Annotated in this window: 17 protein-coding genes; 2 read left to right on the forward strand and 15 right to left on the reverse strand. The window is 45.5% G+C overall.

What is annotated here, in order from left to right; translation table 11 throughout:
* Nucleotides 1-198: 198 nt before the first annotated feature.
* Complete coding sequence (locus tag ACFPTP_RS13050) at nt 199-1,302, reverse strand: amidohydrolase (protein WP_381445614.1); 1,104 nt, start codon at nt 1,300-1,302, stop codon at nt 199-201.
* Nucleotides 1,303-1,358: 56 nt separating this feature from the next.
* A complete protein-coding gene (locus tag ACFPTP_RS13055) occupies nt 1,359-2,438 on the reverse strand; it encodes a glycosyltransferase (protein ID WP_381445616.1) in 1,080 nt (359 codons plus the stop codon).
* A gap of 371 nt (nt 2,439-2,809) precedes the next feature.
* Here ACFPTP_RS13055 and ACFPTP_RS13060 point away from each other — a divergent pair, with 371 nt between their 5' ends.
* Nucleotides 2,810-3,706: a C40 family peptidase gene (locus ACFPTP_RS13060; RefSeq protein ID WP_381445618.1), complete on the forward strand. Its 897-nt coding sequence runs from the start codon at nt 2,810-2,812 to the stop codon at nt 3,704-3,706.
* 59 nt (nt 3,707-3,765) lie between these two features.
* On the opposite strand, the gene ACFPTP_RS13065 is transcribed toward ACFPTP_RS13060, so the two are convergent.
* The 10 genes from ACFPTP_RS13065 to ACFPTP_RS13110 all read right to left on the reverse strand — a co-directional run bounded on the left by ACFPTP_RS13065 (nt 3,766) and on the right by ACFPTP_RS13110 (nt 13,811).
* The gene (locus ACFPTP_RS13065) at nt 3,766-4,854 is read right to left on the reverse strand and encodes a CapA family protein (protein ID WP_381445620.1); all 1,089 of its coding nucleotides are present in this window, start codon (nt 4,852-4,854) and stop codon (nt 3,766-3,768) included.
* A 124-nt stretch (nt 4,855-4,978) separates the two neighbouring features.
* Nucleotides 4,979-5,200 carry a hypothetical protein gene (locus ACFPTP_RS13070; RefSeq protein WP_381445622.1) on the reverse strand — a complete coding sequence of 74 codons (222 nt, stop codon included), beginning with the start codon at nt 5,198-5,200 and terminating at the stop codon, nt 4,979-4,981.
* Nucleotides 5,201-5,291: 91 nt separating this feature from the next.
* Nucleotides 5,292-6,020, reverse strand: a complete 729-nt coding sequence (locus tag ACFPTP_RS13075; RefSeq protein WP_381445624.1) for a cupredoxin domain-containing protein — start codon at nt 6,018-6,020, stop codon at nt 5,292-5,294.
* The gene (locus ACFPTP_RS13080; RefSeq protein ID WP_381445626.1) at nt 5,992-6,885 is read right to left on the reverse strand and encodes an ATP-binding cassette domain-containing protein; all 894 of its coding nucleotides are present in this window, start codon (nt 6,883-6,885) and stop codon (nt 5,992-5,994) included. Before ACFPTP_RS13080 ends, ACFPTP_RS13075 begins: the two co-directional genes overlap by 29 nt.
* A 17-nt stretch (nt 6,886-6,902) precedes the next feature.
* Nucleotides 6,903-8,096 carry a hypothetical protein gene (locus tag ACFPTP_RS13085; protein ID WP_381445628.1) on the reverse strand — a complete coding sequence of 398 codons (1,194 nt, stop codon included), beginning with the start codon at nt 8,094-8,096 and terminating at the stop codon, nt 6,903-6,905.
* 27 nt (nt 8,097-8,123) lie between these two features.
* Nucleotides 8,124-9,362 carry a hypothetical protein gene (locus tag ACFPTP_RS13090; protein WP_381445630.1) on the reverse strand — a complete coding sequence of 413 codons (1,239 nt, stop codon included), beginning with the start codon at nt 9,360-9,362 and terminating at the stop codon, nt 8,124-8,126.
* 190 nt (nt 9,363-9,552) lie between these two features.
* Complete coding sequence (locus ACFPTP_RS13095) at nt 9,553-10,938, reverse strand: ABC transporter substrate-binding protein (RefSeq protein ID WP_381445632.1); 1,386 nt, start codon at nt 10,936-10,938, stop codon at nt 9,553-9,555.
* 34 nt (nt 10,939-10,972) lie between these two features.
* The gene (locus tag ACFPTP_RS13100; protein WP_381446068.1) at nt 10,973-11,785 is read right to left on the reverse strand and encodes a carbohydrate ABC transporter permease; all 813 of its coding nucleotides are present in this window, start codon (nt 11,783-11,785) and stop codon (nt 10,973-10,975) included.
* A 2-nt stretch (nt 11,786-11,787) separates the two neighbouring features.
* Nucleotides 11,788-12,684: a carbohydrate ABC transporter permease gene (locus ACFPTP_RS13105; RefSeq protein WP_381445635.1), complete on the reverse strand. Its 897-nt coding sequence runs from the start codon at nt 12,682-12,684 to the stop codon at nt 11,788-11,790.
* Nucleotides 12,681-13,811 (reverse strand): ABC transporter ATP-binding protein, encoded by a 1,131-nt coding sequence (locus ACFPTP_RS13110; protein ID WP_381445637.1) that lies wholly within the window; start codon nt 13,809-13,811, stop codon nt 12,681-12,683. Before ACFPTP_RS13110 ends, ACFPTP_RS13105 begins: the two co-directional genes overlap by 4 nt.
* 138 nt (nt 13,812-13,949) lie before the next feature.
* Here ACFPTP_RS13110 and ACFPTP_RS13115 point away from each other — a divergent pair, with 138 nt between their 5' ends.
* Nucleotides 13,950-14,816 carry a glycerophosphodiester phosphodiesterase family protein gene (locus ACFPTP_RS13115; protein WP_381445639.1) on the forward strand — a complete coding sequence of 289 codons (867 nt, stop codon included), beginning with the start codon at nt 13,950-13,952 and terminating at the stop codon, nt 14,814-14,816.
* 211 nt (nt 14,817-15,027) lie between these two features.
* Here ACFPTP_RS13115 and ACFPTP_RS13120 read toward each other — a convergent pair whose 3' ends face one another.
* From ACFPTP_RS13120 to aceB, 3 genes are all read right to left on the reverse strand, one after another.
* Nucleotides 15,028-16,197, reverse strand: coding sequence for a pyridoxal-phosphate-dependent aminotransferase family protein (locus ACFPTP_RS13120; protein WP_381445641.1), 1,170 nt, complete (start codon nt 16,195-16,197; stop codon nt 15,028-15,030).
* Nucleotides 16,198-16,329: 132 nt separating this feature from the next.
* Nucleotides 16,330-16,455, reverse strand: coding sequence for a YhfH family protein (locus ACFPTP_RS13125; RefSeq protein ID WP_381445643.1), 126 nt, complete (start codon nt 16,453-16,455; stop codon nt 16,330-16,332).
* A 17-nt stretch (nt 16,456-16,472) separates the two neighbouring features.
* Nucleotides 16,473-18,029: a malate synthase A gene (gene aceB / locus ACFPTP_RS13130; RefSeq protein WP_381445645.1), complete on the reverse strand. Its 1,557-nt coding sequence runs from the start codon at nt 18,027-18,029 to the stop codon at nt 16,473-16,475.
* Nucleotides 18,030-18,055: the final 26 nt, after the last annotated feature.

Genomic DNA, 18,055 nt, shown 5'->3' on the forward strand with positions numbered 1-18,055 from the left:
TCGTAAGCGCTTACAATGCGAAGGATAATGGAGCTCTTATGGAGGTGAATACGCTATGAAAAAAGGAGTCTACTATTAATTATACTAAAATATGCCCAATAAGCAATTAGTTTTCATTTTATTCTGATTAGATGTAATAGAATATATATTGAAAAACTCCATCTACCTAGGGCTTACCTAGTAGATGGAGCAATGCTTTTATTTTAGAAATGAAGCTTTCGCCAACGTCGCCGCCAGCACTTTTGCACCTATGTCGAGCGCATCCCGGTTGAACGTCATATTTGGATGATGAAGGCCCGGTCCCAAGTCGGCACCCACGCCGATCATGGCGGCTTTCAAATCGGGGCGATGGATCGTATAGAAATGGAAGTCGTCGCTTCCGGATGTGACGATTGCCGGTGCAAACGCCTCTTCCCCGACTGCTTCCAGAATCCCTTCTTTAGCAATCAAAGCGGCTTCTTCGGACACTTCTGCCGCAGGTGTATAGTCCGACCAAGTCAATTCAATATCGACGCCATACAACTCTGCGATCGACTGGATGCCCGTATCAATGCGCTCTTTCAATTCATTCAGAACCGTGTTCGCCTGCGCCCTTACATCGATCGCAAATAGGGCGTTTCCAGGGATGATGTTTAAGCTTTCGCCACCCGCCTGGATTTTCGTCAGCTTTGCGGAGTAGGCCTCATATGGAGAGAAGTGAATCGTTTTCAGGAACTGTGCAATCGCGAAAATCGGATCAAGTGCATTTTTCCCTTGTTGCGGCCTGGCGCCATGCGCGTCTTCCCCTTTCACTTTCCCTTCAAGGAAAATCGCGGCCCCGTGATGGATTGCAGGTGAAATCTTGCCGAATGGAATCTCTTCTTGAGGCCGGAGATGGACACCGAATAGATGTGAAACGCAATCGACTGCCCCGCGTTCGATCATCGATCTCGCACCATTCCCTTTCTCCTCGGCAGGCTGGAAAATGAACCGGATCCGGCTGCCGATCTGTTGTCCCTTCAAATAGGAAAGTGCGCCGAGCACCATCGACATATTGGCGTCATGCCCGCAAGAATGGTTTGCGCGGAAAACGCCGTCAACCTCTTGCCAGAGCGCGTCAATGTCGGCACGGACCGCGATGATCCGATCGCCTTCCCCTATTTCCGCAACGACACCGGTCACATCGTCGAATGTATGATGCTGTACGTTCATTTCCGTCAGGATCTCGGATAGTTTTTTTGTTGTTTCGACTTCTTTCCAGCTGATTTCAGGGTGTGCATGAAAATGAGTAAACCATTCCCCTATTTGTTTTTCTATGACCATTGCAATCTCCCCATCCTTATTCTGATTATCTTCTGACTGTCAGCTCATTGCATTTTTCAATCTTTCGATACCGCTTGGTAAATCGCCAATAGTTTTTCAGTAATGACCTCGTATGTGTGATCGGCGACTTTTTCTTCAGCAGCCATCCTTCTTTTTTCGGAGGGATGTTCCAAAGCTTCCTTTAAACCAGCCGCAAGAGATGCCGGATTTTGTTTCTCTACAAGGATCCCAGCTTCATTGTCAAGAAGGTATGAAAGTCCCCCGACGTCAGATGCAACTACTGTTGTTCCCACTGCCATCGCTTCAAGGGCAACGAGTCCGAACCCTTCATGATGTGAAGGCAATACAAAAATATCTGCGGCAGCTATCCATTTCGCCACTTCCTTTTGGGGCAATGGTTCATGATGGTGAATCCTTTCGCTTAAATGTTTTTCAAACTTTCGCATGAATCCTTCGTCTTTACTCGATCCAATCATATGAAGGACGGCATTCGGATGATCTCTTTGAACTTCCTTATACGCATCAATGAGATCGAGGATCCCCTTTGCTTCAATCATATTGCCGACAAATAACAGAAGTTCAACATCGGAAGGTATGCCCAATTCTTTACGGGCTTCCTCCTTCGCCATCGGTTTAAATATCTCTGTATTCACACCCATGCTCATGACATGGACTTTCTCTTCCTGAACGCCAAAATTTCCGATTACATCCTTCCTCAATCGTTCCCCTACGACAATGACTGCGTCCGCTTGCTGCAATATTATTCTAGTGATCTTTTTAATCTTTCCATTCCCTGCGGCCATCTTGTCGATATCTCCGCCATGGACGGTAATGACATAGGGCAATCTGAACAACTTTTTCCCGATCAATGAAAGCAGCCCTGTCGGAAAAGCGTAATGTGAATGCGTCAAAGAAATTCCCTTGTTGTTCATTAGAATATAGATCATTGCTTTCATGAACCAAGTTAAATACTTTTTCAAAACAGCGGCCTTTCCCTTTGTAGGATCATCGATTGCCAAAACATCCACTTCTAATCCTTTTGAACGGAGGGTCTCCACTTGATTCTTCACAAAAATTCCGAACGTCGGATGCTTTTGCGTCGGATACATATTGCTGAAAACTGTTAGTTTACGCATCAACTATTCACCTTCAAATTCCATCGTTTTTTGCAGTAATTTATTCAAGAATTATACCATACATCAAAACTCTTTAATAAATAGTTCATTTCTTCCAGCTTTATTTCTATTATGTTACAAGGATTCTCATAGAATTACACACTTTAGACGAATATGGTCTATTTAAATATGTGGAATATAGTATTTCCATGTAATTTCATCTATCAAACTCTGTGCAAAACATTGAATCTAGTGCATTTCTAGCGACATTCCCCCGACTGTAACAACAACGTAATGCGACTGTAACAAAAATGAAGGTTTAATCGTGTTAGGATGTATTCACAGACAAAGCACACCTACAGATATGTGCGAAAGGGGAATTTGGGAAGCATATGAAAAGAATCATGTTTACAGTTTTTGCATGCCTTTTAATCTCAACGTTCACCCATGACACGGCATCAGCTAGCACGCCGACTTCTCTCGTCAGCGGCGCAAAAGCACAATTAGGCGCGCCTTACAGATACGGCGGAGTTACATCATCGGGGTTCGATTGTTCAGGTTATACGCAATTCGTTTTCAATAAAGAAGGAATTTCAATACCTAGAGCTACAGGTCAGCAATATTCCACTGGAAAGCCTGTCTCAAAAAGCAATTTACTGACTGGTGACCTTGTATTCTTCAATACAAGCGGACGCGGGGTTTCACACGTTGGAATTTATATTGGATCAAATAATTTCATCCATGCTTCGACAAGTAAAGGTGTTATGATTTCATCCATCAATGACCCGGCGTATTGGGGATCACGTTATATTGGAGCCCGCCGTGTAGCGGATTTTTCGGCGGAAACCAAAGTTGCCTCCATTCCTCGGGTCGACTATGCAACGAGGGCTGAAGTGGCAGAAATCCTTGCTCAGGAATTGCATCTTTCAAGTACAACTAGCTCAACGGCATTTTCCGACATTTCAACTTCTCATCCACAATACGATGACATTGCGGCAGTTGCCGAAGCTGGAATCTTTTCGGGGAACACGGCAGGTCAATTCAAGCCTGATGACTATTTGACAAGAAGTGAGCTCGCAAAGGTTCTTGTCGGAGCATTCGATTTGGAACTTACTGCTGGGACAACCCCTTTCAAGGATGTATCCCCTTCAAATTGGGCGAATGACTACATCAATACGCTTTATATAAACAAGTTGACTGCGGGATACCCTGATGGGACATTCGGCACAACAAATAAGGTCACTTCAAATGAACTTAAATTATTTATAGACAGACTTTCAAAACGATAAATCAAATAAAATGGAGGGTGGGAATAGTAAAATTCCCACCCTCTTTCTTTTGAAAATATCTATTTTCCATCCTCTCTCCCAGCAGACAATCCCACATGCCCTTCCACCCACTGTGCATCATACTTCGCACCTCCACGCTCCAGAGGGACAACTACAAATCTTCCATTCTCATTGCGAATGACAGTTGTCGGATAGAAAGACGAATCCCCGACATAAGTAAAACTCCTTCCGGCAAACTGCACCTTCGAAATCTCCACTTCCGCAATTCCACCCATATTTGTTGAATCGAATTGCTGTGCAGAATAGAAGTTTCCCAATGAATAGAATATTTTTGTCTCCCCAATTTCCGTGTAAGGTTGAAGGACATGGGGATGATGACCAAAGACGATGTCCACTTTTTGTGCGGCCAACCAATCTGCCAGCTCCCGCTGGTACTCCGAAGGCTGCAAAGCGTATTCATTGCCCCAATGGATGGAAACAACGATGATATCCGCGACCTTTTTCATCTCCCGTATTTCCGTCTCCATCTTGTCCCTATCAATGAGGGATACCAAATACCCTTTCCCTTTTGGAATCCCCAATCCATTCAGACTGTATGTGTATCCCAACACCCCGATCTGTATTCCCTTTACATCAAATATCCGCTTCTCCTCGCGATCTTCGGCAGATTCATATGCTCCAATATAGGGCATCCCATACTCCTTCATATGGTGAATGGCCTTGAGTAAACCGCCTTCGGATAGATCCATCGTATGATTATTCGCTATGGATAGTAAATCTACTCCATTCGCCTTCAGGTCCCGAATGATATGCTTCGGGCTATTGAATCGGGGATAGCCTGACAGCCCGTACTCAGCTCCACCCGGCAACGACTCCTGGTTCGCAAGCAGGAAGTCGATGCCGGTCAACTGGTTTTTCACGGACCTGAACGGAATGTCGTAGGTATCGTAGGTATAGAGCGGGTAATGCAATAGAATGTCCCCAATCATTCCGATTGTGATAGCGGTTGATTTTTCGTTCACAATCATCTCAGGCGGATTACATTGGAGTATGGCAAAGTCTTCGGGATGAATGACTTTTTCTTCATTGCGGATGCAGCCTGACAATAAGCAGCTACATGCCATGTACAATAAAACAAAACGCTTCAAGCAACTATCCCCAGTCGTAAGTAGTAGTCTTTTTTTCACTATACTCCAATATTGTAAATTATGGAAGACGCAAAAAAACCTATGCTTCGATTGAACGAATGCATAGGTCTCTGTGTACTTCCATTCATTTATTATCCGACGGCTTTTCTCTGCATTCGGTTGAATTAATGAATTGTGCCACTTGCTTATTCGCGTCCTGTTCGGGTTCAAAATCCGGGAAGGGCTCTGCATTCGGCATTCCTGTAAATGCTTTACCCTTCTCTTCGTTGGGATTTGTTTGAAAACGGTTGTTGTCCTTCATGATGAACAGCTCCTCACTTTCACTTCTTACCCTAACGATACCCATTATCTGTCCTTTTAATCGGGTACTAACATAATGGACTTTATTCAAAAACAGCCGGTCGGCAAACGATCGACGATCACCGTACGGCTTCTACTCATTGTTTCGTTTTGTTTGAGGTTTCAAAGAAAACAACCGAAACTTTTGATACACGTACCTTCTGGCCTTCTTTCAACTGAACTAGACTTTTGGAGTTTATCAATCCGCCTCCCATCAATTCAAATAGGCGAGGGTCTTTTCCTTGTTCCAAAATTTGTACAAAGCCATACCCATTTGGGGTGCTTATTGTATAGTCCCCCGGTTCAATATCCAACCCGACATCCCATATGCCTGCGGTCAACTCTGTGGAAAGCTTTGTTCTTACAGGTTCGATGGTTACTGTATTATAGCCTCCGTCAAAAAAAACCGAAAACGTTGAATCGATATCAACGGTCAATGTAGGCACACCGGCTTTATTTCCTACGATTTCCTGAACGAGCAAGTTATCGTCCTTATCGTAAATATAAATATTTCCTGATGGAATACCAGTCAATTCATATCTTCCAGTTTCGATAGTTGGCTTTGCTCCTCTTTTTGTCGGCATGGGTCCGAACCCTCTTTTTGCTTCTTTATTACTCCGATCGACTGTCGTGAAAATTGCCGGATGAACCTTTCCGATAATTTCATCCCTTGTAGTTCCTGTAATTTCATAGTTGTCTGCATATACGATTCTTTTTTCCGACTGGGTTCCTTGTAAATTATGACAACCTGACAAAATTAGCATGCAAATGAAAAGTCCAATTACGATTCCCTTGGCATCAAACCGATTTAGCATAATATTTCTCATAATACTCCACCGTCCCCAATGGCCCGATTGTCATTTCCTTATTATATTTAAGCATCTGGCTCATCCATTTTGTTTGTTCCGATTTACTCATCCCACCTATAGGAATGCATAATAGGTAATTGGCTATATACATATGGCCGGCCGGTAAATCGAGTTCTGCTTTAATCGATTCGAACTGTTCAGCAGTTACGTCCAGTTTAAGAAAAATCTCGTTTTCACCCGTAAACTTTTGTTCATGTACAAACTTTCCATCTTTCAAAAAAAGAACTCGATCCGCGTAAAGATCCAAGTTTTCCAATAAATGCGAAGCGACAAATATGAGCTTATGTTGCTTCATTTCCATCAAACACTTGGATATAAGCGCGACGTTCTCGACATCTAGCCCATTCATCACTTCATCCATCAGCATAATAGGCGTGTCAGCTGCCATCATCATTGCGAAACATAATCGTTGCCGCATCCCTAATGAATACGTTCGAACTTTCCGTTTCACATAATGCCCCATGTGAAGCCGTTCGATAATGGAGGGCACATGCTTTGTCGATCCTTTCCACATATTTGCGTATAGTTTCATATGATCGACGCCGGACAACTCTTCAAACAAATCCTTTTGTTCCGGAAACGTCGCCAACCTCCGATGAATGTGCAATTCTTCTTTTTCATTGCGGTACGTATATTTCCCATCAAAAAAAACATGTCCGGAATCGGGTTTCACAAAGTTCGCCATCACATTGAACATCGTCGTCTTACCCGTTCCATTCGGCGCAGCTAGGCCTATAATTTCCCCTTTATTCGCTGTTAAATCCAATGAATCCATAACGACCTTATCATTATAGGCAATCGATACATTCGATAATTTCAGCATCATCTTCCCCTGGCCTTTCAACTTAATTTTATTGGTGCTGTTTCCACTTTTTGAATACTCATTAGCTTATTTCTTCCATATAAGATGGAGATGACAATCAAATTAAGGACGAGAAGCCAACTATACGCATGCCTGAAATCAAGTTTTTCAATACCAAATTCCTTCGCCGCTTCCCCACTTAGAACGGCGCCGATATCCAAGAATTTTAGTGGATATAGCCAATTCGTTTCCACACCGGCAGCTAGAAGAAGTTGTGGGGACAATAAAATAAATAGCAATATGACTATGGCCGCGTACAAGTTTTTCGTCACGATATTAAGCAGCAGAAAAGCGAATAAAAGCAATAGCGCAATCAAACCAAATGCGACGAACATGAGAAACAAATAGCGTAGCATGGATACTGCGGTATAATCGGCGTTCTGATAAATGAGTACAGGGGTTCTAAAGTCTCCCCACCCCGTTTTTCTCGCTACATAATAACCTCCTAATAATATACTTGCTGAAAGGAAGAGCATAATTTGCGCGAAATGTACCGTTACTTTACTAATTGCTTTTTGCATGAACGAAATGGGAAACCCAAACATGACAGAAGGATGCTGTTGATCATTTAAAAGCATGCTGCTTCCCGCAAACAATACAAGCAAGCAAAACATGACTCCGCTTATAAGTCGCAATGCTACTGGTATATAATTGCTCGCTTTAAATGGATCCTGGATGAGGGAGAGTTCATGCTCTATGTGATACCGGTAGAGTGCATTTTCTTTTTGGATTTCGTCAATTGGAACAATATACTCTTTTTGTATCCCTTTATTCCCTCGTCGATGCAGCTCAAGACGCAATTCATTCAACTCAAGACCGGCATCAAAAAACTTATGAAAGTTAGGTCCTGCACCAAAAAAACCATGAGAGATTCCCTGTTCTTCGTTCCGCAAGTAAAGCCTTTGCATGTTAAGCAATGAGGATTGTTGTATCAAAATGCTCCGAATTTCTTTTCCTTCTTCGGTCTGCCAAACAGAACCTGGAAATTTATCTAAAATCTTAGGAAAGTTCTCTGCTTCCTCATTCTTTTCTTCCCTTATGTCAACCATATCCAATTGGCTGTAATGTGAATAATAAAGCGGGAAAAATAGAATCAATGCAATTCCTAACAACCAATTTTTCTTATTTAATAGTAATAATTTCATTTCAAATAATAAATATTTCAAGAACATGATTGTACCTCTCCTCCTTCCCGGCTATTAACTAGCTAGATAGAATCGGCGTTTATTAATGACAAGTGAAACGATAAACAGGATGACTTCAATAATGAAGTACGTGATAAGTAGTACAAGGATGCCTTTTGCATAGGTTATCGTTTCCGTGTTCAATAAATAATTCTTTTGCCCATCAATTATTTTGCCAAAATCAAAATAAGTCTGCGGGAACAGGCTGATGTCCTTGCCGAACAACTCTCTTGTCGAGCGCGTTACATAAAGGCGTTCAGAGAACAATAGCAAACTGCTAATGAATAGAACAATCCATTCATTTTTAAAAAGCAAACTTAAAACGATATTCAATCTCACGAATAGGATGACTAATAGCGGTATGACGACGAGTGTCTTTCCTAAATAGGAAGCTAAAGAAATTACACTATAATCCTCGGGTGTAAACGTTAGTTGCTGAATCATGATGGGAACATTCAAATCGAAATATCCGAACCCAAACTGAATCGTCATGACGAGCACTCCGACTACGATAACGCTACTAATGAACACCATTGAATAAAGGAATGCCGACAATGATTTTAAATTCAGTTGGCGATACCAAGATAATGGCAAGCCTTGGAGGACAGTCTGATGTTTTCGATCCCTTGAAAGAATGTCGCTACTAAAATAAACAACGCAAAACAAAAGGAAGTAAACCCCAAAGTGCTGCAGGAAATTCTGCAATGTTTGCAGCCCCGTTTTCTCATACATCAAACCAAATGTGACGGGGTGATCCTTATTGAGATAATCCTCATACTTCATCATCGTTCGGATATAGGCGTGCTCCCGATCCTTACTTGGAAATGGGGCGGTCTGAAATAAATACCGGTCCTCTAAATAATCATCTGGATTATCTTGCAAATATAATGTCCTTAAATTGAGTACGCGTGCAAAGTCCCGATCCTCAAAAGATGTCAACATACCAGAAAACAAATCATAATTACGGGCGTTCGTCGCATAAACGGGATGACCTTTTTGCTTAATATACTTTATGCTCGTCCAATCATATACAAGGCCGGTATTACCGATACTTCTCCATAGGTTTTGCTGGTCTTCCAAATAAGCTAGGTACTCTTCCGTCTCCTTTTTATTAAATGCTTCCTTCGTATTCGCATAGGGCCATAAAATTAAACAATAGCTAAACAATAAAACGGCGATGAAGAAAACAAATGGAATCGTACGTCTGCTTCTTGCTGTAATTAAAAATTCATGCTTTAAATAATTTCGATTCATCACAGCTTCCCCTTTTTTATTTGTATATTATAATTTATTTCTCATTTCTAAATAATCCATCACATTCTACTATACAAGTATAAATGTCATAGTTCAATAGTGTCTGGAGGCAACATGACTGTCGGAGAAGTTTTATTGAAGACATTGAAAAACCCCTATTCGCAATTTCACGAATAGGGGCTTCCGTCATTTACTTTTTCGTCTTATTGGCGATTTCCATCGCACGGTTCGTGCCTTCCGCGGCTTTATCAAGTACTTCTTGCGGATCTTTCCCTTGGTAGAGTTCCTCCAGGGCTGTTACGATCTGCTGCCTTGATTCAGGGAAGACGGAAATAAGCGCGCCTTGTGTTGCAAGACCCGGGATCGTGTCTTGAAGCTGATCTACAGTTACTTTGAATTGCGGGAATTCCGCCCATTTGTCTTTTACATTCTGCTCTTCATATGCAGCAGGGTTGATGGCGAAATAGCCTGTGTCCAGATGCCATTTCGCTTGGACTTCAGGCGTCGTCAAGTATTTCATGAACTCCCAAGCCGCTTTCTGCTCTTCCTCTGCAATTCCCTTGGACATCCATAACGAAGCGCCTCCGATGACGACACCGTTACGCTGGACTTCATCCGCATGAGGGATATAAGCGACCCCTACTTCAAACGGAGCGTTCTTGATCGCGCCAGCAACACCAGCGGATGAATCCATGTACATAGCGACTTTGCCTGTTGCAAATGCGGAGCGTATGTCATCCCAGTTCGTTCCGAAGTTGCCGAAAGTACCCGCTTTGTTCATCGTATCGAGGAATCGGAAGACGTTCAACCCTTCTGGCCCGTTGAATAAAGCTTCCGTTGCATCCCCTGATCTTCCGTTGTCTTCATTCACATATAGACCGCCTTGCGTCGCGACGAGCTGCTCGAAGAACCAGCCGTATGTTAGCATGGAGAACCCGTACATCTCATCCGTTTTTAGCTTCGCTGCGGCGTCGATCACTTCCGAGAACGTTTCGGGAGCCTTTTCCGGATCGAGCCCGGCTGCTTTGAATGCATCTTTGTTATAGATCATGACCGGTGTCGAAGAGTTGAACGGCATCGAATAGAGATCGCCATCGACACGGTAATAGTTCAGGATATTCCCTTCCAGCTGGGAAAGGTCATAGTTGTCTTCATCGATGAATTTCTGCATCGGCTCGATGTAGCCGCTGTCGATCATATACTTCGTTCCGACTTCGAATACTTGCGTGATGGCAGGTGCATCCTTCGTTCCGCCGACACCTCGAAGCTTCGTCAATGATTCTTCATAGGATCCTTGGAATTCCGCCTTCACTTCGTATTTGTCCTGTGATTCATTGAACCCTTTGACGATGGCATCGATTGACTCCTGCCCCGTGCCCGACATTGCATGCCAGAATTCAATTGTTACTTTTTCGCCGGGCGCAGTGCCCTCTTCTTTCGTCCCTTCCGATTCGGAAGACGTATTATCCGTCGCTGGTTTTTCCGTTTCCTTGCTGTCGCTGTTCGTACAAGCTGTCAAAATGGCAACAGCTAGAATCAACATCCAAAACAATGATGAAGAGATTATCTTCTTCAATTTCCATGCACCCCTTTTTAAGTAATTGAATTCATCATTTCAATGCACCCTGGGATAACCCTTTTTGCAGCTGCTTCTGTCCGATGAACAGCAACAACAGCGTTGGTATGATGACTACGATGACTCCTGCCATGACCACCCCCCATTCGGTTGCGATTTCTTGGGACTGCAGCTGCTTCAGGCCGATTTGCACAGTTCGCACGGATTTGTTTGTCGTGATGAGCAACGGCCATAAATACATATTCCAAGTCGTCAGAAAACCGTAGGCTCCCAATGTGACGAGACTTGTTTTTGAAACCGGCAGCACAACCCGCCAGAAAAAGCGGAATCTGCTCAAACCAGCGATTTGGGAAGCTTCGTGCAGCTCCTTCGGGATTGTAAGGAAATGCTGACGAAGCAGGAATGTGCCGAATGCAAGCGCGAAAAACGGCAAAGTGAGCCCTTGATACGTATTGAACCAATCAAGCTTGCGGATTGTGAACACGTTCGGGATCATCGTCGCTTCCCAAGGGATCATCATCGTCGAAATGAACAGGAAGAAGATGAAATCCCTGCCTTTGAACTTGAAAAAGACGAACGCGTAGGCTGCAAGACTGCAGACGACGAGTTGGCCAAGCATGACGCTAACCGAAACGATGAAGCTGTTCAGCAAATAGTTGAGCAACGGCAGCCTGCTGAACACTTTTGTATAGTTCTCAAAGCTGATCGACTCCGGAAAAAATTTACCTTGGATGATCTCCGGCCCCGTCATGAATGAAATCATGAATGCGTACAATACCGGAAAGAAGACGAATGCCGACGTGACGATCAATAGGAAATAGATCCATATCTTTGAGGCAAGCCCCATTTTCATTGGTAATGCACCTTCCTCTCACCCAATTTGAATTGAAGGATGGTGACGACCAAAATGATCAAGAATAAAATGACGGCTTGTGCACTGGCGGTCCCGAACTGATAGTTGATGAACGCCTCCCGGTAAATCGAGTAGACGATCAAGTTCGTAGACTGCGAAGGTCCGCCTTTCGTCAAAATATCGATCTGGCCGAACGTCTGGAACGCGTTGATGAGGGAAATCGTGATGATGAAGAACAGCGTCGGCGACAGCATCGGCAATGTAATGCGCCTCAATCGATAGAAATAGCCCGCCCCGTCGATCCTCGAACTCTCGTAAAGATGCTCGTCAATGTTTTGCAAACCACCTAGTAGGATGAGGAATGAAAAGCCGATATTCATCCAGATGGTAGAAATTGATACAGATAACAAGGCCCATTCCGGATCAAGCAGCCATTGGATTTGTGGGAAATTGAAGACGCTCAATAACCGATTGAACATACCGATGCTCGGGTTGAACATAAATAGCCATATGACGGATGAAGCCGCCACAGAGATGCCCATCGTCGATGAATACATCGTCCGGAAAAATCCGATCCCCTTCAACTTTTCATTCGCAAGCAATGCGAAGAACAGCGCCAGGACGATTGTGATCGGTACGGTATACAAGACGAAAAGCCCCGTCGCTTTCATACTGTTTTGGAATTCGGATGATCCAAGCAAGTATTGAAAGTTTTCGATTCCGACCATGATGGCCGCATTGCCCGTTTGATCCGTCAGGAAAAAACTTAAATAGATCGTACGGAACATCGGATAGAATACAAAAATGGAAAATAGAATGATAGATGGCAATAAATAAAGGGCAGCTGTCCGGCCGTCCACGGACTTTCGCCACATCGTAGAAATCCGTGTCATGGCGACACCTCTTGCTGCTTGACGTAATTACCGTAGTCAATCGTCTTTTTAATAAGCTCTCCGCTCTGTTCATCAAAGATGGACAATGCCTCGAATTCCATGCGGACGGGCATTCGGTCACCGATGTCGATATGCCATTGGCCGCTCCATTTGGCCATCCATTCCTCCTCACCGAGTTTGAATGAAAAGACAGTTTCATTCCCGAGGATTTCGACATTCGTCACTTCCACATGGAAAACATCCTCTTGATTTTCGGGAGTTGCAGGATGCAGGTTTTCAGGCCGTACCCCGACGGTCATCGATGTCCTTGGGAGTTTTCCGATTTCGTCTTTCGGTACGGATAACCGCAATGCATTGCCGATGACGAGTTCCGATGTTTTCGGATCGAATTCCGCTTTTGCTAAATTCATCGGCGGCGATCCGATGAACGTCGCGACGAATGGATTCGCCGGATAATTGTATATATCGATCGGCTTGCCGATTTGCTGGATCTTCCCTTCATGGAGGATCATGATCCGATCGCCCATCGTCATCGCTTCCACTTGGTCGTGCGTCACATAGATCATCGTAATGCCGAGGTTTCTTTGAATCCTTCTGATTTCCGAACGCATATGGGCACGCAGTTTGGCATCAAGATTCGAAAGGGGCTCATCCATCAGGCAGATCGGTGTCTCACTGACGATCGCTCTCGCGAGTGCGACCCGTTGACGCTGCCCACCGGATAGTTCACGCGGTTTGCGGTCGAGGTATTCCGTCAAGCCTAGCATTTCGGCCACTTCAACCGCCTTTTTCCGTTGCTCCTCCTTTTTCATTCTTTTTACATCAAGGCCGAACGTTATATTTTGCTGAACCGACAAATGCGGGTACAGTGCATAGTTTTGAAATACCATGGAAAGATCGCGTTTATCCGGAGAAAGGTTATTGGCAACCTTCTCCCCGATTTTCAACGTCCCGCCGGTGATTTCCTCAAGACCCGCAATCATCCGGAGCATTGTGCTCTTCCCGCAGCCTGAAGGGCCGACAAGGACAAAAAACTCGCCCGGCTCAATGGTTACGTTTATATTGGATATAACGTCCACTTGCTTATCGTATGATTTGGAGACGTCAATCAGTTCAACTCTTTTCATTGATCAAATTCCTTTCCGCCCAATAGTTTTCTATTAATCTGAAATTTGTGCTAGTGACACACTTCGATAAAAGATGTCATGATTCCTTCCTTTTTTCTCAATCTTTACAATTACTTTACGTTCAAGGAGGAAACTACCGTGAAAAAAGGGATTCTTCTTAGCCTGCTGATCCTTCTATCGGCATGTTCAACCGCTTCGGTTGCAGCCTCTTTGCCGGCGGATAAATTCTTGATTATTGCGCATCGCGGGGCTTCCGCCTATGCGCCGGAGCACTCTTTGCTGTCTTACGGATTGGCTGTGCAGATGAAGGCGGATTATATCGAATTGGATGTGCATATGACGAAAGATGGGGAACTCGTATCGATGCATGACCCTTTCGTTCATTTGCCGGATGGCAGAAAATGGATCGCAGAAGTGGATTTCCAGGAGTTGAAAAAAGTACACCGTGAGTCCGACTATGACGGGAAGCTGACGGTTTCATTGCCGGAAGGCATCGATCCGCTGCGCATCGTCAGTACGGAGGAGATTTTTTCGTATTTCCAAGATGATGTCAATTACTATATTGAACTGAAGTCACCTGCTTCCTACCCGGGAATCGAAGAAGCTTTGCTCGGACAGTTGCGGGAGTTTGGACTACTGCCATTGGAAGACGCGGAATTGCCGAAAATCATCCTGCAATCATTCGATGCGGCCTCTTTGAAGAAAGTCCATGAACAGGAGCCGGCCATTCCGCTTATACAACTGTATTCAGCGAAAAATGAAACGATGCTAACGAAAAAGCAATTGGAAAAAGTCGCAGAGTATGCGTCAGGCATCGGTATGGATAAGTCGATTGTGACGAAGGAGTTGGTGGAGCTTGTCCACGGGGTGGATTTGCATGTCCATCCATTCACAGTGAATGAAGAGCAGGAGATCCGACGCATGATTGAAATCGGGGCGGATGGGATTTTTACGGATATGCCGGATGTGGCGGTTGAGGTGTTGGAGGAAGAGCGCGGGAGGTGAGGTTTTTTCGCTCGGAGGATGCGGACCTAAAGTCCCAAGATGAGCATAACTATGTCAAAGTCGCGCATAACTCGTGAAAAGTTGCGCATTCCCACGCAAAAGTCGCGCAAAACTGGCCCAAAGTCGAGCATAACCCCGCCAAAATTGCGCATAACTTCTGCACCCTAAAAAAATCACCCTGTTCCGTTTTCGAACAGGGTGATTCTGTCTTTTATTGAACAATCGATGCGGTTTCTTCCTTGAAACGGTTAACAGCTTGCTCGATTGAAACGTCTTGTCCGACATCCTTCAACGCTTCGCCGATCTTTTCGATTGCGGAAATGAGCATATCCTCCGTCGTGTTGCCCATATGGCCAAGGCGGAATGCTTTGCCTCCCAAATGTGCCAATGCGCCCGCGACGATGAGACCAACACCCGCCAAGGCGGCACGGAATTCTGCATCATTTACGCCTTCCGGATATAGGAAGCAGCTCAATGTCGATGCGGCAACTTCCTCTTCCGCCAACGGCTTCATGCCGTACTCACGGAGTGCAGAGCGCACACCTCGTCCATACGCCGTATGCCTTGCATACCGTTTTTCCAAGCCTTCCTCCAGAACAAGTTTCATGCCTTCATCATATGCATAAATCAAGTTCACCGGAGGCGTCGCGAAATATTTGGATGGATCGTGCATGATCGGAATCCAATTTTCGATATCGCAATAATACGCAGGAATGTGTCCGAGCTCCTTGCGTGCTGCCAATGCGGTTTGATTGAACGCGACAATCGCGAGCCCCGGTGGAACGCCGATCGCCTTTTGGGAGCCCGTCAGCACGACGTCAATTGTATAACCCTCGCCGCCATACTCCTTGCTCATATCCTCTTCCATCGCCGCAGTTGCGCAAACTCCGTCCAAAATGACAAGTGCGCCATGTTTTTTCACGATCGGAACGAGCGCATCCAAGTCTGCCGCCACACCTGTCGACGTATCCGCATGCGTAATCGTCACCGCCTTGTATGTACGTTCCGACAGTTGACGCTCCACTTCTTCAGGTGCGACTTGCTGTCCCCATTCTGCCTGAAGGACATCGATTTCAATCCCGAACGCTTTTCCAAGCTGAATGAAGCGGTCCCCGAAATAGCCATGGCTGATGACCAATAATCGCTCTCCGGCACCGACCGTATTGACGAGCGCCATTTCCATGCCAATCGTCCCCGACCCGGCGATGACAAATACCTCACCGTCAGTTTTGAACATTTCGCGGGTCCTTTCGATCGAGCGCTTGTAAATTTCGACGAAGCGCGGATCAGTATGCCCTCTTGTCTCACTTGCCATCGCGTCGTAAATCGAATCGACGACAGGCGTCGGTCCAGGTATCAATAGCATCTCTTCATTACGCATAGAAACATCCCCTTTACATTAAATTATCTTCTCTATTATACCCCATTCGCCAGAATAGGCATGAAACCCTTTTTTCGGGGGGAAAATGGGAAAAGCCCGTTCCCCCGTGGGCGGGAGAGCGGGCCTGTTCCTTCATTCCTTATGTTTGCCGATGCAGCGTTCACATTCATAGAGCAGGGATTCAACTTTCTCGACGATTTCACAACCGCATTCCCGGCAATACTTTTTCGACCTTTGCGCTTCCTTCGTTTTCTGCATAATGAACCCTCCTTTTCCTATGATAATTTTTCATATCCTTGCAGCGTCAGAAATTCCTCAAACTCATCCTCGAACGTCAAATCAACGAACAGATCCGCTGCCTCATTGAATTTGCCGAAACGGAACTCCTTTTCTCCGACGACTTCCTTCAACTTCTTCATTTCATCCGTAAATACTTTCTTGAATAAATCAACATTGATGTCCCGGCCATCAATCAGCTTGCCTTCAGGGTGACGGATCCACTGCCATACTTGGGAGCGGGAAATTTCCGCAGTTGCCGCGTCTTCCATCAGATGATTGATGGGCGCCGCCCCATTCCCTCTCAACCACGAAGCGATATATTGGACGCCGACACTGCAATTCGTCCGCAGCCCTTCCTCCGTAATCGTCCCGGTCGGCACTTCCAGCAAATCGGCAGCCGTCACGTTCACATCTTCGCGTTTCCGATGGACTTGGTTAGGCGTTTCCATTTGGGCATCGAATTCAGCCTTCGCGACAGCTACGAGCCCCGGATGAGCGACCCATGTACCGTCGTGTCCATCCGTCACTTCCCTGCGTTTATCTTCCGCGACTTTCCGGAATGCTTCCTCGTTTGCTTGCGCGTTGTTGCGGATCGGGATCTGGGCCGCCATCCCGCCCATCGCAAACGCATTCCGCTTATGGCATGTCTGGATGCAAAGCTGTGTATACGCCCTCATGAAAGGCGATGTCATCGTCACTTGCCCGCGATCCGGCAAGATGACATCTGGCTGAGTGCGAAGTCGTTTAATAAAGCTGAAAATATAGTCCCAGCGACCGCAATTCAGCCCCGCTATGTGATCGCGCAGTTCATACAGGATTTCATCCATTTCGAAGGCGGCGGGAATCGTTTCAATCAGCACCGTCGACCGGATCGTGCCATTCGGGATGCCGAGCTTCTCCTGTGCGAAGACGAATACTTCATTCCACCATCTCGCCTCCAAATGGCTTTCGAGTTTCGGCAAGTAGAAATACGGACCTGTGCCCCGCGACAACAACTCCTTCGCGTTATGGAAGAAATAAAGTCCAAAATCGAAAAGTCCTCCCGCAATCGGCTCGCCGTCAATGCGGATATGCTTTTCATCCAAATGCAATCCGCGCGCCCTTACCATTAAAACTGCCGTCTCATCATTCAATGAATAGCTCTTTCCATTGGACGCCTGCTCGAATGAAATCGTCCGTCTCACGGCATCTTTCAGATTGAGCTGTCCGTCGATCATATTCGACCACGTCGGCGAAGTCGCATCTTCAAAATCCGCCATGAACGCCTTCGCTCCTGAATTGAGTGCATTGATGATCATTTTCCGATCGACGGGACCTGTGATCTCCACTCGTCGATCCTGCAAGTCGGGCGGAATCGGTGCCACCGTCCAATCGCCTTCACGAATATGCTTCGTTTCCTCAAGGAAATCGGGCTTCTCGCCGGCATCGAATCGGCGTTGCCTCGCTTCCCTAGCCGCAAGCAATTCTTTTCTGCGTCCATTGAATTGTTCATGTAGGCAATAAAGGAATTCAAGCGCTTCCGGCGTCAGGATCTCCTCCGTTCCCACCGTCATATCACCGGCCACATCCATATTGAAAC

It is taken from the genome of Sporosarcina koreensis, assembly GCF_042655825.1.
In the GTDB taxonomy this organism is placed as follows: domain Bacteria; phylum Bacillota; class Bacilli; order Bacillales_A; family Planococcaceae; genus Sporosarcina; species Sporosarcina koreensis.

Coding starts and splice junctions, on each gene's coding strand:
- ACFPTP_RS13050 (WP_381445614.1), bottom strand. CDS start 1,302: ATGGTCATAGAAAAACAAATAGGGGAATGGTTTACTCATTTTCATGCA.
- ACFPTP_RS13055 (WP_381445616.1), bottom strand. CDS start 2,438: ATGCGTAAACTAACAGTTTTCAGCAATATGTATCCGACGCAAAAGCAT.
- ACFPTP_RS13060 (WP_381445618.1), top strand. CDS start 2,810: ATGAAAAGAATCATGTTTACAGTTTTTGCATGCCTTTTAATCTCAACG.
- ACFPTP_RS13070 (WP_381445622.1), bottom strand. CDS start 5,200: ATGGGTATCGTTAGGGTAAGAAGTGAAAGTGAGGAGCTGTTCATCATG.
- ACFPTP_RS13075 (WP_381445624.1), bottom strand. CDS start 6,020: ATGAGAAATATTATGCTAAATCGGTTTGATGCCAAGGGAATCGTAATT.
- ACFPTP_RS13080 (WP_381445626.1), bottom strand. CDS start 6,885: ATGCTGAAATTATCGAATGTATCGATTGCCTATAATGATAAGGTCGTT.
- ACFPTP_RS13085 (WP_381445628.1), bottom strand. CDS start 8,096: ATGTTCTTGAAATATTTATTATTTGAAATGAAATTATTACTATTAAAT.
- ACFPTP_RS13090 (WP_381445630.1), bottom strand. CDS start 9,362: ATGAATCGAAATTATTTAAAGCATGAATTTTTAATTACAGCAAGAAGC.
- ACFPTP_RS13100 (WP_381446068.1), bottom strand. CDS start 11,785: ATGGGGCTTGCCTCAAAGATATGGATCTATTTCCTATTGATCGTCACG.
- ACFPTP_RS13105 (WP_381445635.1), bottom strand. CDS start 12,684: ATGACACGGATTTCTACGATGTGGCGAAAGTCCGTGGACGGCCGGACA.
- ACFPTP_RS13110 (WP_381445637.1), bottom strand. CDS start 13,811: ATGAAAAGAGTTGAACTGATTGACGTCTCCAAATCATACGATAAGCAA.
- ACFPTP_RS13120 (WP_381445641.1), bottom strand. CDS start 16,197: ATGCGTAATGAAGAGATGCTATTGATACCTGGACCGACGCCTGTCGTC.
- ACFPTP_RS13125 (WP_381445643.1), bottom strand. CDS start 16,455: ATGCAGAAAACGAAGGAAGCGCAAAGGTCGAAAAAGTATTGCCGGGAA.
- aceB (WP_381445645.1), bottom strand. CDS start 18,029: ATGACGGTGGGAACGGAGGAGATCCTGACGCCGGAAGCGCTTGAATTC.